Below are 24226 nucleotides of genomic sequence, written 5' to 3'. Positions count from 1 at the left end.
TCCGGTTCACCGTCCCTGCCGTGCCGACTCCTCGTGGGCGATGAACCGGTGCGCGGGGTCGACTCCGGTGTGGGGCTGGGCGCACAGGTGGGTTCCGGAGACCGGGTGGCGCATCTGTACGCCCAGGAGGTTGACCAGAGCGGCGGTCGTCGCCATGAGGTCCGCGGCGGAGCCGTGGAAGGTGGGTACGGAGCAGCCGCGGACCGGCCGGAGCTCGTCCCCGGGCGCCGGTTCGGTCCACAGGCCGTGGTAGGGCTCGAGGTCCGGTGCGGCCAGGACACGTCGGCCGACGGTCTGGTCGACCACGCTGGGGCCGCTGGTGGTGTCGGGGGCGACGAGGGTGAGGATTCCGAGGGATGCGCTGCGGGTGTCCACGGCGAACTGGGCCAGTACGGCTCTGCGTTGCGGGCGCTGTGCGAGTTGGTCCAGGAAGCGGCCGACGCTGACGCTGACGGTGGCGTCGAGGACGAGGTCGGCGTGGTCCGCCGCCTCCAGGAGTTCGGGCGAGGGGGGCTGCGGGGCCACCTCGATGGCGACGTCGTCCCGGATGTCGGCCAGGCGCTGGGCCAGGGCGCGGGCCTTCGGCATACCGATGTGTTCCTCGGCGTAGTTCTGCCGCACGAGGAGGCCGCCGGTGACCGGCGCGGAGTCACTGAGGGTGAGGCGGGAGACTCCGGCGCGGACCATCAGCTCGGCTGCCCACGAGCCGATGCCGCCGCATCCCCAGACGTGGACGTGAAGTCCTTCGAAGGCGCGGACGGGACGGTGTGCGTCGCGTCGGGTGGTGACCGCCGGGCGTTCGTCGGAGAGGTAGCACCATTCGATGGCGGCGCCGCTCAACTCGACAGGAAGGTTGTCCAGGTGGCGTGGCGTCACGCGGTCGGCGAGTCGGCGCAGCAGGTCGCTCGGGCCGGACGGCAGGCGCCCGGCGAGGAGGAACAGGGGCGAGCGGGGCGTCGCGGGGTGCGGGACTGCCAGGACGAAGTGCTGCGCGGTGCCTTCGGGGTTACGCAGGGCACTGGCGGCCAGCGCTGTCAGCAGGGCTCGGGCAACGGGGCCGGGCTCCGTTGCCGGGCGGGGCGTTGCGGCGGGGGCGTGGTCGAGGGAGGCCAGCAGGTCCGCCAGGGTATCGCCCGCTCCCAGGGGCAGGAAGTTGTCCAGCGTGAGGACAGGGGTCCGGTGGCTGCCGTCGTCCTGGGGGCGGCTGGTCAGGTCGAGGCGGTGGATGGTGCGAGGGGTGAGCCAGCCGACGGCGGCGCGGCCGGGTGCCACCGGCTCGCGCACGACGACGGTGGGGGTGCCGGGCGTGCTGTGGAGGACGCCGCCGACGGCGTGGTAGAGCGCGGTGTCGGCGTCGAACTTCCCTGCCGCCGCGTCGGTGAGCCACTGCCACAGGCGGTTCACGACGGACGTGATGCCCGCCCAGGGGTCCCATTCGCGGGCCGGGTCGAGGTAGAGGCACAGGCGGTTTCCCTGCAGGACATGAGGGGCGCCGGCGAAGCGGTAGTCCAGGGTGAGCACTTCGGGCGGGGCCAGGGGCGCGGGCGGAAGGACGAGCAGGAACTCCTCGGTGTCGGCCAGCCGCAGGCCGCCCGGTGAGTGCGCAATGTCCGCGGTGCGGAGGTGGACCGCGACAGCCACGCGGCCGCCGGGGGTGGTGCGGGGCCTGCCGGGCATCCGCACCTCCCCGGGGTGCTCGTCCGCGAGCGTCTTGAGTTCGGCCAACTGTCGGCGCTGCCAGTCGTTGGGGCTCCCCGGGCGGTGCCTGCGCTTGGTCATCCCGCGCGCCCGGGGCGCGCGGCCGTGGTGAGCAGCGTCGCGGCGGCGAACTTCGAAGCCGTCGACGACGAGGAGGTGCCCGGCAGGGAGGGGAAGGAGTCTCCGAACAGGTTCCGCCACAACCTGACGCTCCTGTCCGGGTCCTGCTCGTCGTAGGCGGCGCGGATCTCCTGGGCGTGGGTGTGGATGCGGGCGCGGAAGTAGTTGTAGGTGGCCTGGTCCCAGCGGTGGTCGAAGGTGGCCCCGGAACCGGAGGGGTCGGCGATGGGGGGCTTGCCGGGGCGGGCCTGCAGCCAGAGGTCGAGGTCCTCGACGATGGTCAGCAGCGCGGTGGGCACGTTGCCGTAGCAGCCGGGGTTGGCCAGGGCCGTGGCCTGGCTGACGCGTTCGCCGAGCAGGGTGGTGAGGATGATGGACCGGGTTCCGGTGAATGAGCCCTTGTGGTCCCGCAGGAACTTCATCAGCCGGACGACCTTGCGGAGGTTGCCTTCGGCGATGTTGTCCTTCTCCCGCATCCAGGCGGTGAAGCCTTCGGGGTTGGTCTCCTCCCAGCAGTTGCCGTCGCGGTTGACGATCACCTCCCGGCCGTCCGCGAGGAACAGGTGAGGGACGATGTCGACGTGCATGAAGTTGGCGTACTTCAACTGCACGCAGCGGCACTTGCGGGTGTGAAACATCTTCCCGTACACGCTGTGCCGGTGGAGAGCACCGTAGACCTTGTCGATGTAGGTCTTCGGGCTGTCGGCCCACTCCGGCACCTCGGTGAGGTGGAGCATGAAGTCGGCGTCGAACTCCTTGTCGCCGACGGGGTTGATGATGGTGCGGTGCGCCCACGATCCCTGGGGCTCCTTGCCGAGGATCAGGGGGCCGAGTTCGGCGCCCTCCTGAAGTGCCTGGTAGACGGACTCGACTCGGCTGTCGAGGATGTCGAGCTTGGCCTTGCTCAGGTTGACGGTCTCCCGCAGGAAGGTGCGGAAGCTGCTGACGTGTTGCACGGGTCTGTTCCTCTCAGGAGTCAGTGGCGGATGGAGCGGGCACAGCGGAAGCGGCCGTTCGGAAGAGCGCATGTCGGCCTGCCGCGTCCAGGAACGGCAGCGAACACGGCCAGGACAGGGCAACAAGGCACCGATTGGCGGCACGAGCGGACACGTGGCCTGCCGGACGAGGCAGTTCACGCCCCGCCGTCGATTCAGCCGTATGCAGGCGTGCTCCTGCAGATTTGGGGGCGAGCATCGGCGGCAACGGCGCGTGAAGCTGTACAGGGTGCGTTGTCGGGAGGTGCTGTCCGGCCAGCGGTGCCCGGCTCACGGCCGGGCGCGTGCACTCGGTACAGCCCTACGAGGCGGCAGCCGGTCTCACACGGCGCAGGAACCACCTCGATCGCAGGAGAGCGGTTCACTCCCTGCCGTACCACTGTTACACGGTCGAGCAGGCTGGCACAATACCTTCTACGAAAGTCAGTTTCCCTGACATCGTTGTGCAGCAAGGTTTCTGACTGCACGACAGCTGTTGACGGCACTCGGTGCGGCCACACTCCTACCCGAGCGCCACGGGGGCAGAAGCTCCTCTACCGCGCTGGCCCGGACACGATGCCCAGGTTCATCAGGCGGTAGGTCATGGCGATCTCGCTCAACTGGAAACGGCCGGACAGAACGCGCACTAGTTCCTCCGCAGTCCGGAAGCCCACGGACCGAACCGCTTGCCGGACCATGGCCTCCGGAGCGAGCAGCGCGGCAGCGAAGCGGTTCGCGTCGATCTCTTCGCGGTCGGTGGCCATGCTCGACACCGTGTTGCGGTAGTTCACCCGCGTGTCCGTGTCCAGGATCAGCGGACGCCCTTCGTGCAGCCGCAGGTGCCCGAGCTCGTGCGCCACCGTGAAACGGCGCCGCTCAGCACTGTGGGACCGGTTGACGCCGATGACACAGCTGCCGTCCTTGCGCAGGAGCATGCCCGAAACGTCGTCGTCCAGTTTCTGCGGCACCACAAGGATGCCCAGACGCTCGGCCAGTGCGACGGGATCGACCGGCGGGGTGCGGACCTGGAACTCTTCGAGCAGTTCACGCGCCGCGAGGTCAGCCTTCGCCATGACCGTCCTTCAGTTTCGCCGCCTGGGCCCACACGGCGGCGACATCGGCCGCATGCCGTGCCGGCAGGCCGGACACCTCGTCGGGCTGAATCGACGGCAGCAGATCAGCGGGCTCCACGTTCAGCGCCGAAGCGATCAGCGCCAACCGGTACAACGGCGGCGACTGCGTCCCAGACTCGATGTTCGTGATCGAGCCGCGAGACAGCCCCACACGCCTGCCCACATACTCCTGCGTCACCCCGGCACGCACTCGCGCCTGGCGGATCCGCCGAGCCACCGCCTCATTGAACTCGCTCTCCTCCACAACGCCCCCAACGCGCCAGCCTGCCTGACAACCTACTTCCCCGACCCCGCCCGAACCAGGCACCCCCTGGGCGTCCAACCGGGCCAGCCCTGATTGGACACGCAGGACACAGGCGCCCCTGGTACCCAGAACCAGACGGGCGGGGGCTGCGACCCCGCCGACAGGGCAGTAGACCGTCCTTCACAGATGCGGCTCATGTCGCCGCTGACCGGCCCAGTCCTCCAACCTGCCCGACATGAACTCTCCTGCCGACGACGGGATCCACCCGCTCTGCGTTCCCATCACTCAACCGTTCACCGAGTTGTGCGCCACCGCTGTGCGCCGGTTCCGGTCCCTCGGCGATGAGTCGCTCGGCCTGCCCGGCAAGGATGTGGACTGCGTGTTCTGGTGCGAAGTAGAGGCGCTGGAGCGACGGGCCGCAGCTGGCGGGCCCAGAACCGAGGAGAACTCACACCTCCTCGCACTTGGTGCTCCTGGCACCAAGGTTCGCTGGCTCGTTCGGCGTGCCGACAGGGCTTACGGCGCAGGGCGCGGAGCACGGTGTGGCCGGTCGGCGGCGACACGCGCCAGGCAACACACTGGGAGGAAGATCGCAGGGCCTGACGGATGGGTAGAGGGCGTACCCGGGAGCATGGGCATAGGGTTCGATGGGGCGACTTCTTCGATCGGCCGGTGGCCGTTGGCCGGCCGTCTTCTGAGGAACTGCTAGGGCTCTGCATCCAGCGCCTTGGTGGGGCTGCCTCTCACGCGCTTCTCACGGACTGGGTGTCACGAGGCAGTATCGGGCGTCATGGAGGCTGGATGTGACAGGCCCTGACCTGCGAAATTCGGATGAGCGAGCATCAGCCGGACCCCAGTTCGGACGTTGGGGGTCAAGGGCGGTACAGGTTCAAATTCTGTGGTCCCGACACGTGTGACAGGCGGGCCCACCAATGCGTTCGATGAATGGTGCACGTGGAGAATGCTGCGGTATCCGGGGTATCCGCCTTCCTGTACGGCGGCACCGTTCAGGCGGTGCCGCTGTTGTGTGCGGAGTTTTCGTATCCCGTGCGCCCCTGGAAGGCCGCGAAGGTCTGGCCGTCTTCGCCGCAGGTCAGCTAGGGTGCCAGAGTGTTCCGCCGGTCTGGCTCGGTGACAACTCCTCCGTGATGAAGCGGGTGATCGAGCGGCTGTACTCCTGCTCGTCCGTCCTCAACGAGCACGGCCAGTACGCCTACTACGGCCGGGTCGGCGGCTGTCTGATCACCGGGAACGAGGACGGCGCCAAGCACTGCGCGATGAACGTGCTGTACAGCCTCCAGCACCTGGGGTACGTCGTCCCGCCGCAGGCGGACGCGGGCTGGGTCGGTCCGGCCGGGCCGGGGCCGTCGTACCTGGACGAGGGGTCGGGCGGGCCCGAGAACGACTTCACCAACCGGAACGTCACCTTCATGACCTGGAACCAGCTGCACCTGGCCCGGCTGCTGAAGGACGCGGGCGGCATCCCGGCGCACGGCAACCAGCGCTCCGAGTGGGACGCCGGCTGCCGCTTCGACTTCGAGAACCCCGAGCACCGCTGACGCGAGGCAGCGCGGGCGGGAGCCCGGCCGACGCCGACCGGGTACCGGGTACGGGGTGCTTGAGGCACAGGGCCTTCTCGTCGAGCCGCTGACGGAGGTAGTCGGCGGTCCGCCGTGGCCGGGCCGGCCAGCCACGGCAGCGGGTTCCGGGCCGGCGGCGGCGGCGGGGCCGGCCGCGGAGAACCCGGTGGCCGGGATGACCGTGCCCGCGGGTGCCGGTGCGCTGTGATCAAAAAGTTGCTTCGCGCGCGTAACCCGGCGGGCCGCCGACGCGTGGTACTGGCGACATCGGTACGGCACGGGGCACGGGGGGCGACGGCATGGAGCAGGGGCTCGAATTCGAGCAGTTCGCGAGCAGCCGTGCCCACCGGCTCTTCCAGGTCGCCTACCTGATGTGCGGGGACTGGCACCAGGCCCAGGACCTGGTGCAGACCACGCTGGCGAAGATGTTCTCGGTCTGGAGCCGACTGCGGCGTGGCGGTGACGACGGGCCCACGATCGACGCCTACGCCCGGAAGGTGCTGCTGCGCAACTACCTCTCGCAGAAGCGGCTGCGGAAGTCGTCCGAGATCGTCACCACCGACCTGCCGGAGCAGGCGTCCACGCCGAATGACGGCGGCGAGCTGCGACTGGTCATGGTCGCCGCCCTGAAGCAACTTCCGCCCCGCAGCCGGGCGGTGGTGGTGCTGCGCTACCTGGAGGACCACAGCATCGAGGCCGTGGCCGACATGCTCGGCATCTCCCCCGGTGCCGTGAAGAGCCTCAACTTCCGTTCGCTGGCCAAGCTGCGGGAGATCCTGGGCGAGGACCGCGAGTCCCTCTTCCACCGCTGACCGACCGACCATCCCCCCGAGTCGACAACGAGGAACCAGGCCATGGACCTTGAGCACGATCTGAGCCGCCTGCTCGGCGAGAGCGTCGACGGCCTCGCCTCGCCGGTCGGCGCCATCGTCGCCGAGGCGGAAGCACAGGGGCACAGGATTCGCCGCCGCCGTCGGCGCCTGCGGATCGCCGGTGCCACCGCGGTGGTGGTCGCCCTGGCCACCGCGGGCGCGGTGGTGATGCCCCGTCCGGTCGCCGGCCCGGCGGTCATCGGCACGCCGCCCGCCGCCAGCACGGCCGGCACGCCGTCCACCGCCGCCACCACCACCACCACGACCGTCGTGGCGCCCAGTCCGGTGACGGCGCCGGTGACAGTGCCGGTCACCGCCGAGGCGATGCTCAAGGTCCTGGCCGACCTGCTGCCCCCCGGCGGGAAGCTCAGCAAGTTCCGGCCGGGCCCGTTCGAGTGGACCCGGGCTGCCGCGACCGACTTCACGGTGGAGTACGACGACGGCCGGGGCGCCGCCCACATCTACGTCGTGATGAGCCCTCCCGATCCGAAGGGCACGTCGTGGAACTGCGATCAGGTGGACCTGACCGACCACGGCACCCGCCCCGGGGGAGCCGAACCGACCGGCTGCACCAGCACCACCGATGCCTCGGGGACCATGTTCAGCGCCGTCACCGGGGTAGGCCCCGAGGGGGGTTACTACTTCAGGAAGGTCCGCCTGGAGCGGGCCGACGGGACGTCCGTCGACCTCGTCGTGGGCAACGGTCCGGCCCCGTCGCCGGAGCACCCGTCCGGCCTGGCCGACCGCCCCGCCCCTCCGCTCACCACGGCTGCCTGGCAGGCCGTCGTCCGCGACCCCGCCTGGCGGACCGAAGTCCCCGCCGCCACCGCCGAAGCCGGCGCGACCCTGGCCGCCACCCTGAACTGACCGCGCGTCGATCCACCGACCCGTCAGGTGCCCGGTCGGGAGGTGCTCCGCCTCGGCCGGGGCCCCACCGGAGGCCGTCTGCGAGCTGCCTCCGGTGACGCGGGCTCCAGGCCGCACATCCGCATCGGGCGGCGGGCGGTGCGCGGGTGGCGCAGGGCGATCCGCTCGCCGAGCAGGCGGTCCAGGTGCAGGCGGAACAGCAGGATCGGCCGGCGCAGGGCCCAGCGGCGCACGCCGGCGGGCGGCCTGGGTGTTCTGACCCGGCTGGGCACGGTCTCCTCGATTCCGTCGGGGGCCGGGCACGGCGTGCCGGAGGTGGTGCACGCAGTCGCCCGGCGGGGCGGGCGGATCGCGCCGCAGGCGGCGGCGGTCAAGGCGCTGGCCTCGGCGCTGTGCATCGGCGGCGGCTCGGTGGGCCGGGAGGGTCCGATCGTACGGATCGGCTCGGGCCTCGGCTCCACGGCGGGGCGGCTCCACGGCGGGGCGGCTGACCCGGGCCGACGAGACGCGCCCGCATGCTCGTCCTGCTCCACTCCAGGGGCCCGATGAGCCTCTCGCGCCTGGCCGAGCACCTCGCCGTCAACCCGTCCACCGCGATGCGCATGCTGGAGCGCCTCGCCGCCGCCGGCATGGTCGTGCGCGACACCCGCTCCGAGGACCGGCGCGAGGTCCGCGCCGCCCTCACCGAACAGGGCGCCCGCACCGTCGTGGGAGCCACCGAACGCCGCCGCGAGGAGATCCGCCGCACCGTCCAGGCCATGCCCGCCCGCCGGCGCACCGGACTCGTCCAGGCCCTGCGCGCCTTCGCCGAGGCCGGAGCCGAACCGACCGCCCCCAACAAGCAGCCCGAACTGCTCGGCTGGTAGGCAGCGGTCCTCCGACACCGGTGGGCCGGAGGTGTTCAGGCGAGGGCGAAGTGGCGCAGCCAGAGGTAGAGGGCGGAGACGGCGATGGTGGCGGCGGTGACGGGGATGCCGTAGCGGGTGAAGGTCCAGAAGCTGATGGGTTGGCGGTTGCGTTCGGCGATGCCGAGGACGACGACGTTGGCGGAGGCGCCGATGGCGGTGGCGTTGCCGCCGAGGTCGGCGCCCAGGGCGAGGGCCCACCACAGGACGTGGCCGTAGGGCTGGCCGACGGTGTGGGCGAGGTCGGCGGTGATGGGGGCCATGGTGGCCACGTAGGGGATGTTGTCGACAACGCCGGACAGGACGGCGGAGGCGACGAGCAGGAGCATGACGGCGCCGAGCGGGCTGCCGCCGGTGGCGTCGGCGAGGGCCTTGGAGACGGTTTCGATGACGCCGGTCTCGATGAGGGCGCCGACCATGACGAACAGGCCGGCGAAGAACGCGAGGGTGGGCCACTCGACCTCGGCGAGGACGTCCTTGACCTCGGCCTTGGAGACCGCGACGAGGATTCCGGCGCCGAGCAGGGCGACCACGGACGGGGCGTAGTGGACGACGGGGTGCAGGACGAACCCGGCGATGACCAGGGCCAGGACGGCGAGGCCCTGGGCGAGCAGGCGGCGGTCGCGGATCGCCTCGCGCTCGTTCAGGGCCATCACCTCGGCGGCGCGCTGCTCGTCGTGGGTGAAGTGCGCGCGGAAGAGGAAGCGGCACATCGCCAGCAGGACGGCGGTCAGGACGATCGCGAGCGGGGCGAGGTGGACGAGGAAGTCGTTGAAGGTCAGGCCGCCGCGGCTGGCGATGATGATGTTGGGCGGGTCGCCGACCAGGGTGGCGGTGCCGCCGATGTTGGACGCGAAGACCTCGGCGATCAGGAACGGCGCGGCCTTCAGGCCCAGGCGCTCGCACACCAGCAGGGTGACCGGGGCGACGAGCAGCACGGTGGTGACGTTGTCGAGCAGTGCGGAGGCGGCGGCGGTGATGACCACCAGCATCGCCATCACGCGGAAGGGTTCGGCGCGGGCGCGTTTGACGGACCAGATGGCCAGGTACTCGAACAGGCCGGTGCGCTTGAGGACGCCGACGATCATCATCATGCCCATCAGCAGGAAGATGACGTTCCAGTCGATGCCGGAGTCGGTGGAGAAGAACGCGGCCTCGTCGTCGGTGGCGCCGAGGGCGAGCATCGCGGCGGCGCCGCCGAGCGCCGCGGCGACGCGGTGGACCCACTCGGTGATGATCAGGACGTAGGCGGCGGCGAAGACCGCCAGGGCCGCCCAGGCGTGCCAGTCGTTCACGCGTCCCCCAGGAGTCGGTGCAGCAGGTTCGAGGCGGTGATGACGCCGAGCAGCCGCCCCCCGGCGGCTGCTCGGCTGCCGGGGGGCCGCTCCACGACGGCGACCAGCGGGCTGCGGGTGCGGGCCATCAGCGCGGCGACCTCCACCGCGGTGTCCTCGGCGTCGGCGACCGGTGGCGGGGGCGCGTCCTTGGGCAGGCACTCGCGCACCCGCACGCCGGTCAGCTCCTCGCAGAGCCGGTCGGCGTGCGCCTCGTCGATCACGGCGGCGAGCGAGGGGTCCTCGATGACGTAGCCGGGCACGAGCAGGCGCACGAGCTGGGACGCCGGGAGGACGGCGCGGGGCGTGCCGGGGCCGTCGACGACCAGCACACCGGGGAGGCGGTGCTCGGCCAGCAGCCGGGCGGCGTCCAGGGCCTGGTCGTCGAGGCCGACGGTGGGGAAGGGTTCGGCGAGGTCACGCGCGCGCATCGGGCGCCTCCGGGGTGAGGGTGCGGGGTCGTGCCGGGAGCGGGACGGCTCCGGGCTCGGGTTGGTCGACGTGGAAGAGTCGGGCGATGGGAACGTCGGTGCTGGAGTGCACGACGATCGAGGCGGCGATGCACACCGCGATCAGGGTGTACGCCCGCTCGCCCTGCGGGATTCCGGCCTGCAGCACGAGCAGCCCGTAGACGACGGAGGCGAAGCCCTTCGGGCCGAACCAGGCCGCCACCAGCTGCTCGCGCCGGTCGATGCGGGAGCGGATCAGGGAGAGCAGCAGCGAGGCCGGGCGGATCAGCACGATCGCCAGTGCCACGGCCGCGTACCCGCCCCAGGACAGGCCGCTGAACAGATCGGGGGTCAGCAGCGCGCCGAAGACCAGCAGCGCGGCGAACTTCGCGAGTTCGGCGAGCGCTTCGCCGAGCGGCTCGAACGCCGTCTTCGATTCGGGCGCGGTGGAGGCGAGGACGGCTCCGGCGGAGAACGCGGCCAGGTAGGGGTTGGCGTGGGTGAGGTGGCAGGCCGCGTACAGGACCACGCCGCAGGCCAGCGGCAGCAGCGGCTGCAGTTTGGCCTCCGCGCCCAGGCCGGGCACCCGCACCAGGGCGTTGACCACCAGCGGCAGGACGACGCCGAGGGCGAGGCCGCCGACGAGTTCCAGGCCGGTGGTGGGCAGCGACGCCTCGAAGTGGGGCGAAGTGGGTCCGGCCGCGGTGATCAGCACCAGCACCACCGGCAACGCCAGTCCGTCGTTCAGCCCGGACTCGACGTTCAGCAACTGCCGCAGCCGGGCCGGGACTTCCTTGCGGCCCACGATCGCGGAGGCGAACACCGGATCGGTCGGCGCGAGGACCGCACCCACCAGGAACGACGTCGTCCAGTCCAGCCCGACCAGCAGGTGCGCCACCAGCGCCATGCCGACGAAGGCCAGCGGCATCCCCAGGCCCAGCGCCCGGGCGGGGTTGCGCCAGGCGGCGCGCAGGGCGGGGAAGGCGACGTGCATGCCGTCGGTGAACAGCACCGCGAACAGCGCCAGGTCCGCCGTCGCCGAGACGACCGGGCTGTCCGGGGTGATGTGGATCAGGCCGAGGAGGCCGTCACCGGCCAGGGCGCCGGCGGCGAGGAACAGCAGCGAGGTGGAGAGCACGGTGCGGGCGGCCAGGCCCGACAGCAGGACCGCGACGAGCAGCGCGGCCCCGAACACGACGACGAGCACCACGAAGGGAACCCCCGGATCGGCTGAGGAACAAGAGGGCTGTCCCCTTGCTCGCCGACCAGGCTTCCCGGCACACCGCGAGTGACTTTATACGACTCTTACGGCTCCTTGACAGACCCTTTGCGGCCACCACGGCTCGGCGGCCGCCCGCACGGCCCCTCGCCACGGTGCCCGGCACGGGCCACGACCACCGCCAGGTGAGCCGGGAAGCCTGGTCGGCACGGGGACCCCCTCATGCCCGGAGACCCGATGCCCCCTCACCACGCCGCCGCCCCATGGCCGTTGCGCCACTGCCGCCCGGCCGGTGCCCGGTGACCCGCTCCGGCGCCTGCCGGCCGCCCTGCACCGCCACGGCCTGGAGCACCTCACCACCCATCAGAACCGAACCTGCCGGGGGACCTCGTGAACCCCCGCAGAACCGCCGAGTTCGTCGCCGCGCTCGCCGTTTGCACGGCGTTGGTGGCCGAGCGACGCCGGCGAGGCCGAAGACGGCCAGGACGGCGGCGATCAGTAGGGCGGCGGGACGGGCGAGCGGGGCGCGGAGAGGTTGGCGGAGCATGAGGGTTCTCCGATCGGCCGCGTCGTAGGGGCGCGGCGGCCGAGCTACGGGAGGGGGAGCGGCCGAGGGGTCGTCCGGGGGGGAGCGGCGGGTTGGACGGCTGGAACAGCGGGCGCCCGGGGCTCCGACAACAGGGCCGCACGAGCCGGGCCCTGGGAGGCTTTCCATCGTGTGCGCGTCCCGGCCGCGCGTCCAAGGGAGTCGGGACGGGTGTGCATCGTGGTGCCCACCGTGGCTGCTGAGGTGACGCGTGCGCGCCCGAGCGGCGCACCGCCGCACTCGCGCGCCCCCGGGCGCGGCCCGAAAGTGCACACCTTCCGGGCTGCGAGCTGCCGGCGCGATCCGGGACGCGTCACCGCAGGCGGACCTGTGGACGCGGTCGCGGCCAATCGGGGGCGGTTCTCGCGTGTCAGATCCGCTGGGCCCGGAACGGGCGGGAGTCGGCGCGAAAGTTCCTACTGACGATCTGTCAGTCATGAGGGAGAGGCGCCGGATGCTTCGGTTGAAACCGGTAGGCGGTCGGGTACGGACACGCTGGGAGTCGGCGCTGGCGGTGACGCTCGGCCTGGCGCTGAGCACGCTGGGCGTGACCCCCGTCGCGGCGGCGGGCCACGGCGGGCAGGTGGCGAAGGCCGCAGCGGCCGGGTCCGGTGCGCACCGGGTGGCGGGGGTTCCGGCGGCGCCGGTGGTGGTGTACGACGAGGACTTCGAGAACGGCATGGCGGGCCTGGCGCCGATCCGGCTGCCCGCCTACACCGGCGCCTCGGGCATGACGTACACGGCGTCGCCGTCCTGGCTGGCGTTCTGCAACGGCTGGGTGATGGACTACGCCGAGCGGGGGCCCGTCCCGGCGGAGTGCAAGACCGACGAGTTCTGGAACACCCTGGCGGACGTGGCCACCGCGATCGGCGAGTACAGCGGCAGCGCCGTCCCGACGCAGAACCACAGCGTCGCGGCGTGGACCGAGGACGGCACCTACACGCCCACCGACGTCCAGTTGCAGACCAACGGGACCATTCCCGTCACCGGTGCCAACCACTACCTGACCGCCTCCGTCTCCTCCGGTGCGGTCTGCTACGACGGCGCGTACGCGGACCCGCAGCAGAACTTCTTCCTGACCACCGGCGGCACCGAGATCGCGCTGAACACGGTGCCGCTCAACCCGTGCACCGACCCGGGCGCCAAGGAGTACACCTACCCGGACGCGAAGGCCCCGATCAACGTGGTCCAGGCGACGGCGAACAAGCCGTACCTGTTCACCGGCAGCGAGTTCGGGATCATCCTGCGCAACAGCGCCAACACCGGCGCGGGCAACGACGCGGCGTTCGACAACATGCGGATCCTGGACGTCACCCCGCAGATCGACAAGTCCTTCAGCCCCTCGCCCGCCCCGGTCGGCGGGACGTCCACGCTGACGTTCACCATCACCAACACCTCGGACCTGCTGGAGAAGGACGGCTGGTCGTTCACCGACAACCTGCCCGCCGGCCTGACCGTGGCGCCCACCCCGAACACCGCCACCACCTGCACCAACGGCAAGGTCACCGCCGACGCCGGGGGCACCTCGGTGAAGCTGGCCGGCGACCTGACGGCCGGTCAGGCCTCCTGCACGCTGAGCGTGGACGTCACCTCCGCCACCGCCGCCACCTACCAGAACTGCGCGGCCAACACCGCCGACCTGGTCGGCCTGCTGGCCCCCGAGTGCGCCACGGTGGAGTTCGCCGTCCCGCAGTACACGATCACCAAGACCGCCTCCCCCGCCTCCGGCAGCACCGTCCACCCGGGCGACAAGGTCGCCTACACCGTGACGGTCGAGAACACCGGCCGGGTGCCGGTGGACGCCACCGCCGTCGACGACCTGAGCGAGGTGGTCGACGACGCGACGTACGACGGCGACGCGAAGGCCAGCGCGGGCACCGTCGCCTACGCAGCGCCGAAGCTGAGTTGGTCGGGCACCCTGGCCGCCGGTCAGATCGCCACCATCACCTACTCGGTGACCGTCAACGACCCCGACGGCGGCGACGGGAAGCTCGACAACAGCGTCACCGGCAACGGCTACTCGAACTGCACCACCGGCGCCGACGCGGGCTGCACCACCCACGAGGACGTGACCGGCCTGAAGGTCACCAAGACCGCCGACGCCGTCACGGCCAAGCCCGGCCAGAAGGTCACCTACACCGTCACCGTCACCAACCTGGTCGGCGCCCCCCGCACCGGCGTGAGCGTCAGCGACGACCTGACGAAGGTGCTGGACGACGCCGACTACGACAACGACGTCACCGCCTCCTCGGGGACGGCCGTGTTCGCCTCGCCCGCCATCACCTGGAACGGCGACCTGGCCGCGAGCCAGAGCGTGACCATCACCTACTCGGTGACCGTCAAGCAGCCCGACACCGGCGACCACCAGCTCGCCAACGCGGTCGTCGGCCCGGCCGACTCCAACTGCGCCGCGGGCTCCACCGACCGGGCCTGCTCCAGCACCGTGCCGATCGCCGAACTGAAGATCGCCAAGTCCTCGGACGCGAAGACCCCGGTCAAGCCCGGCGACAAGATCACCTACACCGTCGTCCTGACCAACCCCGGCACCGCCCCGTACACCGGCGCCTCGATCACCGACGACTTGAGCAAGGACCTCGACGACGCCACCTACGACAACGACGCGAAGGCCGGCTCCGGCACCGTCTCCTACGCCGCCCCCGTGCTGTCCTGGAACGGCGTCGTGCCCGCGGGCGGCTCGGTGACCATCACCTACTCGGTCACCGTCGACAAGCCCGCCAGGGGCGACAAGCAGGTCACCAACGCGGTCGTCGGCCCGCCCGACTCCAACTGCCCGCCCGGATCGACCGACCCGCTCTGCTCCACCGCCGGGAACATCGCCCAGCTGACGATCGCCAAGACCTCCGACGCGAAGAACCCCGTCAAGGCGGGCGACAAGATCACCTACACCGTCACCGTCACCAACACCGGCACCGCCCCCTACCCCGGCGCGTCGATCACCGACGACCTCGGCAAGGACCTCGACGACGCCACCTACGACAACGACGCCAAGGCCAGCTCCGGCACCGTCAACTACGCGGCGCCGGTGCTGAGCTGGAACGGCGACGTGCCCGCGGGCGGCGCGGTGACCATCACCTACTCGGTCACCGTCGGCAACCCCGACACCGGCGACTACGAGCTGGCCAACGCCGTCACCGGCCCGGCCGACTCCAACTGCCCGCCCGGAGGCAAGGACCCGCGCTGCACCACCCGCGACCGGATCGCCGCGCTCCAGGTCACCAAGGCCTCCGACAGCCGTCGCGCCCCCGTCCGGCCCGGGGCCAAGGTCACCTACACCGTGACCGTCACCAACCCCGGCAAGGCCGTCTACCCGGCCGCCGTCCTCACCGACGACCTCAGCCGCGACCTGGACGACGCCGCGTACGACAACGACGCCAAGGCCGTCAACGCCAACGGCACCGCCGTCGGCAGCGCCGTGTACGCGGCACCCGTGCTCACCTGGACGGGCGACGTGGCACCCGGCGAGACGATCACGCTCACCTACTCGGTGCGGGTCAACAAGCCCGACGCCGGCGACAAGGAGCTCGCCAACACCGTCGTCGCCCCCGGCGGCTCCAACTGCCAGGCCGGATCCACCGATCCGGCCTGCTCCACCAACGACGACATCGCCGACCTGGCCATCGTCAAGACCTCCGACGCCAAGAACCCGGTCAAGCCCGGCGACACCGTCACCTACACCGTCGAGGTCACCAACGACGGCACCGCCGACTACCCGGCCGCCTTCGCCACCGACAACCTCGGCGGCGACCTCGACGACGCCGCCTACAACGGCGACGCCAAGGCCACCTCCGGCACCGTCCGCTACCAGCAGCCCGAACTGCTCTGGACCGGCGCCGTCCCGGCCGGACAGACCGTGACGATCACCTACTCGGTCACCGTCGACAACCCCGACACCGGCGACCACCAGCTGACCAACACCGTCACCGGCCCCAACAACTCCACCTGCCCGCCGCTGCGCAGCGCCCCTGGCTGCACCACCGCCGACGGCATCGCGGATCTGAAGATCACCAAGACCTCGGACGCGAAGGATCCGGTCAAGGACGGCGACCAGGTCACCTACACGGTGACGGTGGCCAACACCGGCAAGGCCGACTACCCCGGCGCGAGCGTCACCGACGACCTCAGCGGCGACCTCGACGACGCCACGTACGACGGCGACGCGAAGGCCACCTCCGGCACCGTCTCCTACGCGGCCCCGGTCCTGTCCTGGACCGGTGACGTGGCGGCCGGACAGAGCGCCACGATCACCTACTCGGTGACCGTGAACAACCCCGACACCGGCGACCGGGAACTCGCCAACACCGCCGTCGGCCCGGCCGACTCCACCTGCGCGCCCGGCTCCACCGACCCGTCCTGCTCCACCCACGACAAGACCGTCCCGAACCCGGCCCCCAGCCCCAGCCCGACCCCGACCCCGGGACCGGCCCCGCTGCCCGACACCGGCACCGACGCCCTGGTCTGGTACGCGGGCATGGCCGCCGCCCTCACCCTCGCGGCCGGCTTCCTCCTCACCACCGCACGGCACCGCCGGAGCCGCCGGTGACCTGACCCCTCCCACCGGCGCCACCCGGAGCCCCCACGCGATCCCGCGCGGGGGCTCCCCCCTTTTCCGACCGCCAATGCCCCGGACCGCGAAGTGGATAGTCCATCCGCATCCGTGCTACTGTCCCCATTAAGCGGATTAGTTATCCGTTTTCCTTTCTGATGGAGGAGTTCATGACGAAGACAGCCGTGGTCACGGGCGGAACCGGTGGCATCGGCCTGGAGACCGCGCTGGGGCTGGCAGCCGCGGGATTCGCGGTCACCGTGATCGGACGCGACGCCGGACGGGGAGCCGGGGCGGTCCAGCGGATCCAGGCCGCGAACCCCACGCGACTCGCCCGGTTCCTGGCCGCCGACCTCGCCTCGCTCGACCAGGTACGCACACTCGCCGACACGCTCACCTCCGACCACGCCGCCTCCGGCGAACCGCTGACGGTGCTGGTCAACAACGTCGGCGCGATGTTCCCGCGCCGCCAGGACCTGGGCGGTGTCGAGGCCTCGTTCGTCGTCAACCACCTCTCGCCCTACCTCCTGACGGAACTGCTGCTCCCCACGCTGACGATCGGTGCTCCCAGCCGGATCGTGAACGTGACCTCGGGCGCGGTCGCAGTCGCCAAACGGGAGTTCGACGCCGTCGAGCCGTCCGGCCGCTACTACGGCTTCCACTGGTACGGACGCGCCAAGCTGGCCAACTTGGCCTACACCCTGGACCTGGCCGCTCGGCTGGAGGGTACGGGCGTCTCGGTCTTCGCGGCCGATCCCGGAGGTGCGGCGACCGACATGACCGCCGGCACCCTGACCGACCCGAAGATCGTCTCCCCTGCGCTGAGGCTGCTGTGGCCGCTCGTGCGGCGCCGGTTCGAGAGCTCCACGTCCGGTCCGGCGTCGGTGGCGGCCAGGCCCTCCATCGTCGCCGCCACCGACGGGGCGCTGAGTGGCCGGTCCGCCGTCGTCATCGGCCCCCAGGCCCGGCCGGTCGCCCCGTTCCGCGCCGCGACCGACCACCGACTCGCCCAGGCCGTGCGCCGGCTCAGCGAAGCCCACGCCCCCCTGTCGGCACCCGCCGGAGCCTGAGCGGCACCACCGACACGGACCGGAGCCGGGACGGGTTCGCTCTTCGCAGCGGGGAGCGCGCCGAACCGCACTTCACGACCTCCACCCGCTTCCGACGACTCGTCACGTGAGGAGACCGACCATGCCCGTCAGCGCCCCGCCCACTGCCACCCGAACCGTCCGCGGCTCCGGACCCGGCCGCCTGCTCGCCCACGGCGCCGCCGGCGGCGTCGAGGCCAATTTCGGGCCGATCCTCGAAGGGCTCGCCGCCGAGCACACCGTCGTCGGCGTCGACTACCCCGGCTCCGGACAGTCGCCCGCCGCGTCGACGTCCGCGCGGACCTCGCCGCGATCACCACCCCCGCCCTCGTCGTGGTGACCGGCGGCGACGCGCTGATCCCGGCCGCTCTCCGGCGCGAGCCGGCCGCCGCCGTCCCCGGCGCACGAACCACCGAACTGGCCACCGGCCACCTGCCCTTCCTGGAGAAGCCGAACCAGTGGCTGGAGACCATGGCGAGTTTCCTCCGCCGGCAGAACCGGTCCTGACGTGCGGGTCGGGCGCGGCCCGGGCCCGCCCGACCCGGCCCCGGCCGCCCGAATCGAGGCCTCGCATATGATCGAATTCCGAACTTCCGGACAAGCGACCTGGACTGCCGACCCATGACGACGCCGCAGCTGCGCAAGGACGCCGCCCGCAACTGGGAAAGGATCGTCGCCGTCGCCCGCGACCTGGTCGACCAGGGCACCGCCCTGCAGCTCAACGACGTCGCACGCCGGGCGGGCGTTGGCGTCGCCACCGTCTACCGGCACTTCGCCACCCCCGAGGCGCTCTTGGAGACCGTCGCCGCTCCCTGCCTGGAAGCCCTGGCCGCACACGGCCGACAGGCACGGACCGAGGCCGACCCGAGGCGGGCGTTGGAGGACTTCCTGGCCCGCATCGTCGAAGCGCAGGTGACCGACGCCGCCCTGGCCCCGGTCGCCGCCTCCTCCTCCGACGCACTGCCCCGCACCACGGAGCTGAAAAGTTCGCTCACCTCGACCGGCACCGCGCTCCTCGACCGCGCCCGCGAGGCCGGAGCGGTCCGCTGCGACCTCGCCGCCACCGACCTGGTCCCGCTCATGTGCGGCATCGCCCACGCCGTGAACGTCCACGGAGGCACTCCCGCCGACCGGGTCGACACCGCACGGCGCTATCTCGCCACCCTGCTCGAAGGCATGCGCATCCCTTCGGTCCCGTAAGACCACGGGGAGTCTCACCGCGGGTGGGCCGGCGCGCCCCCACCCGCCACACCGGTCCGGCCCCAGGTCACGCCGTCACCTGATCGGAAGGTTCTCCACCTTGATCGGCGCAGGAGTGATCGCGCCCAGCCGCGACGGCTGGCTGCTGCTCGGCGGTCGTTGCCGATGAGCAGGGCCCTCGCCTTCGTTGCGGCTGCTTCTTCTTGTCCGCCGGCCGGTGTGCTGGCGCGGAAGATCATCCGGTCGGCCCGCCGTACGAGGTCATGGAACGTCGCGGCGCACCCGGCTGCCCGGCTGGGGCGACCGGCATCGAGCGCCTACCGGACCGCGCGGCGTGGCTGAACACACGACTGACGACCCTGGTCAGGGCTCCGAGGACGGGTTCGGAAGAGCGCGTCCTGGCGGGGCGGTGAGGGCGGCGATCGTGGGGTTGAACAGGCCGAGGAGCATGAACGTCCTCGGGCGGGCGGCGATGTTGCCGACGAGGAAGTGCGTGGCCCGGCCGGGCGTGACCGTCCTGGTCCACCAGCGCTCGCGCAGGACGTCGGCGAGCCGGTGGGCTGTCCGGATCGATCCCGTAGCGGAACCGCCGTGTTACCGGAAGGTGGCGGGGCCGACAGTCTCTGTCCATGGTCAACAGGTGCCGTGCCGTGAAGAAGGACGGAAGGCTCTGCAAGAACCGGGTGCGACAGGAGGGCCTGCGCTGCCACCAGCACCAGGGGCTCCCCGCAGACCGCCGTCCGCTCGGGACCTCGCCCCGGCGGACCCCGGCAGCTTCACGCACTGCCGCCACCGCGGCGCCGACCCCGCCGCCGAGGTCACCACCACCGGCCGGGTCGCCCACGGCGACACCACCGACCCCCAGGCCGGCAGTGCCCTCCCGGCGGTCGTCCGTCAGTCGGAGCGCCGACGGTCGGCGGGTGGCGGCCAGGGGCCGTCGGCCTCGCCCGGGGCGAGGCGGTTCACCACTTCGGCGAGGGCGACGCACGCCTGCTCGATGGTGTCGAGGGTGTTCTCGCGTTCGGTGGTGACGGCGGCGAGCAGCAGTCCGGTCAGGGCGGCGACGCCGTTGAGGGCCTGCAACTGGACCATCACGGCGAGCAGGCCGTGGTCGGCGAACGGGCCGACGCGATCGACGGCGGCGGGAACGGCGAAGACGGACACCACCAGGACGCACGGCGCGGCGCCGAGCAACTGGAAGCGCAGCGCCGCCCACATCACCACCGGCAGGACCAGGAAGAGCAGGGAGAGCGGGCTGCGGGTCGCCGCGAGCACGGTGACGACGGTGACCGCCAGCAGGCCGAGGGCCTCCGCCCAGCGGCGCAGCGGTACGTCGCGGGGCATCCGGGCCGCGCGCACCGCCAGCAGCAGGGGGGTGATCACCAGCACGCCCATCGCGTCACCCGTCCACCACGCCGTCCAGGCGGGCCAGAACTGGTGCGGGGCCAGCGCGCCCTCGGACACCAGGAGCAGGCAGGCGGCGGTCGCACTGACCAGCGTGGAGGCGAGCGCCCCCAGGAAGACCAGCGCCACACCGTCCCGCAGCCGGTCGAGCTCGACCCGGAAACCCACCCGGGCCAGCAGCAGGACGGCCACCACCGGGGCGAGCGTGTTGCCCGCCGCGATGCCGAAGGAGGCGGGGGTGATCGCTCCGAACCCCGCGATGACCAGCAGGGTGCCGAGTGCGATCCCGGGCCACACGCGCAGGCCGAGCAGCAGCAGGCCGGCCACGGCGACGCCGGTCGGCGGCCACAGCGGGGTGACGTGGACGCCGCCCACGACGACCTGCGTCAGCAGGCCCAGCCGGCCCCCCGCCCAGTACACGAGCGCGACGCCGAGGATGGACAAGCCGGCCACCGCGGTCTCTCCGGCCTTCGCGTTGCGCAGCACAGCAGCCATCTCATCGCACGCCGCCGGCCGGCCCCGGGCGTGACACGCCCGTGACACGCCCGGGAGGCGGCCGGGAGGCGGCCGGGAGGCGGCCGGGACGGTCGGATCCGCCGCGGTCACCCACCGCTGCCGGGCGCCGTCACGGTCCGTCGTGGCAGAGCACCAGGACGGCGGCGTCGTCCTGGTGACCGGTGAGGTCGGCGACCTCCAGCACCCGGCCGGCCAGCTCCCCGGGCTCGGCGCCCACCCCCGCGCGCACCTGCCGCAGGACGTGCTCCAGCCCGGTGTCGAGCGAGAACGCGGGCCCTTCCACCACGCCGTCGGTCACCAGGACGACCGCTTCCGTTCCCGACAGGCGCCGCCGCGTCACCGGGTACACCTCGCCGGGTTCGATGCCGAGCGGCAGCCCCACCTCGTCGGTGTTCTCGGTGTCCTCGATCCCGGAGCGGCCGTCGGCGGTGGCCCAGATCGCCGGGACGTGGCCGGCCCGGGCGACGGACAGTTCGTGGGTGGCGGGGTCGAAGCGCAGGAAACAGCAGGTGGCGAAGAGGCCGTCGGGCAGGGACAGCAGCAGTTCGTTGGTCCGGGCCAGCACCTCACCGGGGTCGCTCGCCGCAGTGGCCAGCGCCCGCAGGCCGATCCGGACCTGGCCCATGAACACGGCCGCCTCGACGTCGTGGCCCTGCACGTCGCCGATGGTCAGCCCGAGCGTCCCGTCCGGCAGCCGGAAGCCGTCGTACCAGTCGCCGCCGATGTCCAGGCCGTGGCGCGCGGGCGCGTACCGGGCGGCGGTCCGCAGCCCGGGCAGGCTCGGCAGCGCGGCCGGGAGCAGATCGCGCTGCAGCGCCATGGCGAGTTCGACGCGGGCCCGCTGCCGCTCGGCGTGCTCCAACGCCCGGGCGGTGAGCTCACCGAGCGTGCCCAGCAGTTCGTGCGCGCCGGCGGGGTGCGACGGGGGACGGCGACGGCTCACGGGCGGCTCCAGCACGGCCTCGGCGGACGGGCGGCGGGCGGCTGTCCTGCCACCGCGTGCATCCATTGTCCCTTCACCCGATCGGACCCGCCCCCGCGGCCGCCGCTGGGCCGCAGGTGCCCCGGGGCGCGGGACGGCGAGGTGGTGCGGGCCGCGAGGGCATGACGGGCGTTCGGGAGGTCCCAGGGCTGCCGCCCCTTCGGTGACCGTGCGTGCCCGCCCGCTCCTACCGCAGGGCACCGGCGCGGGCCGCCGCCTGTGGGGCGGCCCGCGCGGGCTCCGTGGTTCAGCGCAGAACCACGGAGAGCCGTGCCGGGCCGGTCGGGGTGGTGGTGTCACAGAAGTAGACGACGGCCTGCTGGCTGGCCACGTACGCCTGGCCGGCCGCATTGCAGGCGGCAGCGGTCGGGTACACGCCGATGTAGGTGTAGGTGGCCGCCTGGGCGCCCGGGGCCGCGATCAAGGCACTGCCGGCCACGACGCCGGCCACGGCAACGGCGGAGAACATCTTGCGAAGCGACATGGGTCTCCTTCTCGGTGGCGAGCGCAGGATCCTGATCTCCCGCGTTTCGTCGAGGAGCATGTCCCGAAAGCGAAGACGAGGCAATGGTCGAGACCAATTTCGACTGGAAGCGATAAGGAGCCCCGGTGAAGACGCAGCTCAAGGGCGGTCCGATCAACCGGACGATCATCTTTCGGACAAGCGCCGCACCGTCTGGAACCCGACAGGCCGGGGACGGTCCCGGCAGGCGCAGCGGGTCGAGCGGACGATCTTCCGGCGGGTCGCACGGCCGCCCAGGTGGTGCCACCGCCGTGTGCGGGCTCTCGGGTCGCGCGCACTCCCGGGAAGGCCGTGAGTCCTGGTCGTCCTCGCCGCAGGTCGGCAGGGGTGCCAGGGTGTTCCGCCGGTCTGGCTGGGTGGCAGCTCCTCCGTGGGGAAGCGGGTGATCGGGCGGCTGTACTCCTGCCCCTCCCTCGACGACCTCCGCCGCCGCCCGGAGTCACCCGGCCAGGGCGGTGCGCGACTTCCCGAGATTCGGCGCGGTGAAATCCCGCGCGGGAATCGTGCGGGGTGCGGTGACTTCCGGTGGCGGTGTTTTTGCGAGAAGGGTTGACACGGGGTGCGGGGTGCTGGACGCTCTTAACCGCCACCGCCCAGGACATTCGGAAAGGGTGATCTTCCCACATAAATTGTTAGCGCTAACAATAATTGTCGGAGCTGCCGCGCGGCCAGGGGTCGACCGCCGGGGGCCGCAGGAGAAGCGCGCCCACCTGCGGAGTGCGGGCGGCGGTGGCGGAAACTTTCACGCGATCCCCGCCGTCGAATGACGGCAGGAAGCGGGCGACCGGACTTCCGGCCGAAACCCGATCGGGGCAGCGGCCGGTCCGGAATTCGGCTCCCGGGCGCATTCCCGGGCCTTTCCGGCGGGCCGCCCGGTGAATTCTGGTGCGGCGGACCACGCCGCCCTGCGGTGCGTCGGGAAATCCCCGGAGGAATCCCGTCCGCGGGGTGCCGAATTCCTCCACCGGAACGCGTCCGCCGTGCCCGCAGGGCGACGGACCCCACCACGCTCCCGGCGCGCGTACCCGCGGGTCGTGCGCGTCCCACCACCCACGCCAGGAGGCGACCCCGTGCTCCACCCGAACCGACACGTCTTACGGCGAGCGGCGCGATCCCGCCCGCGCAGGGCACTCGCGCACCTGCTCCCGGCCCTGCTCCTGGCGCTGGCGATCCCGCTGCTCACCCCGGGCGCCGCCACGCCCGCCGCCGCCACGCCCGCCGCGGCCCTGGGCAACGGCCTGGCCGCCACCCCGCAGATGGGCTTCAACGACTGGAACGCCTACGGCTGCAACGTCTCCGAGTCGCTGATCAAGACCACGGCGCTGGCCATGCACAACAACGGCATGCAGAGCGCCGGGTACACGTACGTCAACATCGACGACTGCTGGATGACCCACTCCCGGGGCGCCGACGGACGCCTCGTCCCCGACCCGGCCAAGTTCCCGGACGGGATCAAGGGCACCGCCGACTACGTCCACTCGCTGGGCCTGAAGCTGGGCATCTACGAGGACGCCGGACTGCAGACCTGCGCCGGCTTCCCCGGCAGCCTCGGGCACGAGAGCGCCGACGCCCAGTCCTTCGCCGCCTGGGGCGTGGACTACCTGAAGTACGACAACTGCTACGCCGGGCCGGGCTGCGCGCTGAACTCCTGCCCCAACGGCACCAAGGCGCCCGCCCAGACCCGCTACGCCACGATGCGCGACGCGCTGGCCGCGACGGGACGGCCCATCCTGTTCAGCCTGTGCAACTGGGGCGAGGACAACGTGTGGACCTGGGGCGCGGGCACCGGCAACAGCTGGCGCACCACCGGCGACATCAACGCCAGCTACTCCAGCATGCTGTCGATCTTCCACGGCAACGTGCAGCTGGCCCCCTAAGGGCTGTCCCGCAACTGCCCTCGCAGACCTGGCGGCTGTTACGGAAACCGAAATGTGGTGCGGCGGGACAGCCGTGCTGGCATCATGCTCC

At 71.9% G+C, this 24226-nt stretch carries 16 protein-coding genes and 4 pseudogenes; 10 read left to right on the top strand and 10 right to left on the bottom strand.

What is annotated here, in order from left to right:
- Positions 1–6: 6 nt before the first annotated feature.
- From ACWEO5_RS13720 to ACWEO5_RS13705, 4 genes are all read right to left on the bottom strand, one after another.
- Entirely contained in the window at positions 7–1779 is a 1773-nt protein-coding gene (locus tag ACWEO5_RS13720) for a ThiF family adenylyltransferase (protein ID WP_452162587.1), read from the bottom strand.
- Positions 1776–2774, bottom strand: coding sequence for an SMODS domain-containing nucleotidyltransferase (locus tag ACWEO5_RS13715; protein ID WP_452162586.1), 999 nt, complete (start codon positions 2772–2774; stop codon positions 1776–1778). The genes ACWEO5_RS13720 and ACWEO5_RS13715 overlap by 4 nt, the downstream gene beginning before the upstream one ends.
- A 572-nt stretch (positions 2775–3346) precedes the next feature.
- A complete protein-coding gene (locus tag ACWEO5_RS13710; RefSeq protein ID WP_452162585.1) occupies positions 3347–3865 on the bottom strand; it encodes an ImmA/IrrE family metallo-endopeptidase in 519 nt (172 codons plus the stop codon).
- A complete protein-coding gene (locus tag ACWEO5_RS13705) occupies positions 3852–4169 on the bottom strand; it encodes a helix-turn-helix domain-containing protein (protein ID WP_452162584.1) in 318 nt (105 codons plus the stop codon). Before ACWEO5_RS13705 ends, ACWEO5_RS13710 begins: the two co-directional genes overlap by 14 nt.
- Before the next feature lie 1118 nt (positions 4170–5287).
- Here ACWEO5_RS13705 and ACWEO5_RS13700 point away from each other — a divergent pair.
- From ACWEO5_RS13700 to ACWEO5_RS13680, 5 genes and pseudogenes are all read left to right on the top strand, one after another.
- Positions 5288–5728, top strand: a pseudogene (locus ACWEO5_RS13700) (flavodoxin family protein); the annotation flags it as partial.
- Positions 5729–6048: 320 nt separating this feature from the next.
- Complete coding sequence (locus ACWEO5_RS13695; protein WP_452162583.1) at positions 6049–6561, top strand: SigE family RNA polymerase sigma factor; 513 nt, start codon at positions 6049–6051, stop codon at positions 6559–6561.
- A 42-nt stretch (positions 6562–6603) separates the two neighbouring features.
- Positions 6604–7488: a hypothetical protein gene (locus ACWEO5_RS13690; RefSeq protein WP_452162582.1), complete on the top strand. Its 885-nt coding sequence runs from the start codon at positions 6604–6606 to the stop codon at positions 7486–7488.
- 246 nt (positions 7489–7734) lie between these two features.
- Positions 7735–7989: pseudogene (locus tag ACWEO5_RS13685) on the top strand (chloride channel protein); the annotation flags it as partial.
- A gap of 14 nt (positions 7990–8003) precedes the next feature.
- Entirely contained in the window at positions 8004–8354 is a 351-nt protein-coding gene (locus ACWEO5_RS13680; RefSeq protein ID WP_452162581.1) for a MarR family winged helix-turn-helix transcriptional regulator, read from the top strand.
- Positions 8355–8389: 35 nt separating this feature from the next.
- Here ACWEO5_RS13680 and ACWEO5_RS13675 read toward each other — a convergent pair whose 3' ends face one another.
- The 3 genes from ACWEO5_RS13675 to ACWEO5_RS13665 are packed head-to-tail and all read right to left on the bottom strand — an operon-like array spanning position 8390 to position 11386.
- Positions 8390–9688 (bottom strand): SLC13 family permease, encoded by a 1299-nt coding sequence (locus ACWEO5_RS13675; RefSeq protein ID WP_452162580.1) that lies wholly within the window; start codon positions 9686–9688, stop codon positions 8390–8392.
- Positions 9685–10158, bottom strand: coding sequence for a CBS domain-containing protein (locus tag ACWEO5_RS13670; RefSeq protein ID WP_452162579.1), 474 nt, complete (start codon positions 10156–10158; stop codon positions 9685–9687). The genes ACWEO5_RS13675 and ACWEO5_RS13670 overlap by 4 nt, the downstream gene beginning before the upstream one ends.
- Positions 10145–11386: a cation:proton antiporter gene (locus ACWEO5_RS13665; RefSeq protein WP_452162578.1), complete on the bottom strand. Its 1242-nt coding sequence runs from the start codon at positions 11384–11386 to the stop codon at positions 10145–10147. The genes ACWEO5_RS13670 and ACWEO5_RS13665 overlap by 14 nt, the downstream gene beginning before the upstream one ends.
- Positions 11387–12495: 1109 nt before the next feature.
- On the opposite strand from ACWEO5_RS13665, the gene ACWEO5_RS13660 reads away from it, so the two are divergent.
- The 4 genes and pseudogenes from ACWEO5_RS13660 (at position 12496) to ACWEO5_RS13645 (ending at position 18833) form a co-directional block, all read left to right on the top strand.
- The gene (locus ACWEO5_RS13660; protein ID WP_452162577.1) at positions 12496–16542 is read left to right on the top strand and encodes a DUF7927 domain-containing protein; all 4047 of its coding nucleotides are present in this window, start codon (positions 12496–12498) and stop codon (positions 16540–16542) included.
- Between the two features lie 173 nt (positions 16543–16715).
- The gene (locus tag ACWEO5_RS13655; protein WP_452162576.1) at positions 16716–17615 is read left to right on the top strand and encodes an SDR family NAD(P)-dependent oxidoreductase; all 900 of its coding nucleotides are present in this window, start codon (positions 16716–16718) and stop codon (positions 17613–17615) included.
- Positions 17616–17822: 207 nt separating this feature from the next.
- Positions 17823–18140, top strand: a pseudogene (locus tag ACWEO5_RS13650) (alpha/beta fold hydrolase); the annotation flags it as partial.
- 114 nt (positions 18141–18254) lie between these two features.
- Positions 18255–18833 (top strand): TetR/AcrR family transcriptional regulator, encoded by a 579-nt coding sequence (locus ACWEO5_RS13645; protein WP_452162575.1) that lies wholly within the window; start codon positions 18255–18257, stop codon positions 18831–18833.
- 894 nt (positions 18834–19727) lie between these two features.
- Here ACWEO5_RS13645 and ACWEO5_RS13640 read toward each other — a convergent pair.
- The 3 genes from ACWEO5_RS13640 to ACWEO5_RS13630 form a co-directional block, all read right to left on the bottom strand.
- Positions 19728–20723 (bottom strand): MASE1 domain-containing protein, encoded by a 996-nt coding sequence (locus ACWEO5_RS13640; RefSeq protein WP_452162617.1) that lies wholly within the window; start codon positions 20721–20723, stop codon positions 19728–19730.
- A gap of 139 nt (positions 20724–20862) precedes the next feature.
- On the bottom strand, positions 20863–21696 hold the full coding sequence (locus ACWEO5_RS13635; protein WP_452162574.1) for a PP2C family protein-serine/threonine phosphatase: 834 nt from the start codon (positions 21694–21696) through the stop codon (positions 20863–20865).
- A gap of 286 nt (positions 21697–21982) precedes the next feature.
- Positions 21983–22219 carry a hypothetical protein gene (locus ACWEO5_RS13630; protein ID WP_452162573.1) on the bottom strand — a complete coding sequence of 79 codons (237 nt, stop codon included), beginning with the start codon at positions 22217–22219 and terminating at the stop codon, positions 21983–21985.
- 1178 nt (positions 22220–23397) lie between these two features.
- On the opposite strand from ACWEO5_RS13630, the pseudogene ACWEO5_RS13625 reads away from it, so the two are divergent.
- A pseudogene (locus ACWEO5_RS13625) lies at positions 23398–24129 on the top strand (glycoside hydrolase family 27 protein); the annotation flags it as partial.
- Between the last annotated feature and the right edge of the window lie 97 nt (positions 24130–24226).

The sequence above is a fragment of the Kitasatospora sp. NPDC004272 genome, from assembly GCF_053603035.1.
This window is presented reverse-complemented; position numbering and strand designations above follow the sequence as displayed.

Coding starts and splice junctions, on each gene's coding strand:
- ACWEO5_RS13720 (WP_452162587.1), bottom strand. CDS start 1,779: ATGACCAAGCGCAGGCACCGCCCGGGGAGCCCCAACGACTGGCAGCGC.
- ACWEO5_RS13710 (WP_452162585.1), bottom strand. CDS start 3,865: ATGGCGAAGGCTGACCTCGCGGCGCGTGAACTGCTCGAAGAGTTCCAG.
- ACWEO5_RS13695 (WP_452162583.1), top strand. CDS start 6,049: ATGGAGCAGGGGCTCGAATTCGAGCAGTTCGCGAGCAGCCGTGCCCAC.
- ACWEO5_RS13690 (WP_452162582.1), top strand. CDS start 6,604: ATGGACCTTGAGCACGATCTGAGCCGCCTGCTCGGCGAGAGCGTCGAC.
- ACWEO5_RS13680 (WP_452162581.1), top strand. CDS start 8,004: ATGCTCGTCCTGCTCCACTCCAGGGGCCCGATGAGCCTCTCGCGCCTG.
- ACWEO5_RS13670 (WP_452162579.1), bottom strand. CDS start 10,158: ATGCGCGCGCGTGACCTCGCCGAACCCTTCCCCACCGTCGGCCTCGAC.
- ACWEO5_RS13655 (WP_452162576.1), top strand. CDS start 16,716: ATGACGAAGACAGCCGTGGTCACGGGCGGAACCGGTGGCATCGGCCTG.
- ACWEO5_RS13645 (WP_452162575.1), top strand. CDS start 18,255: ATGACGACGCCGCAGCTGCGCAAGGACGCCGCCCGCAACTGGGAAAGG.
- ACWEO5_RS13630 (WP_452162573.1), bottom strand. CDS start 22,219: ATGTCGCTTCGCAAGATGTTCTCCGCCGTTGCCGTGGCCGGCGTCGTG.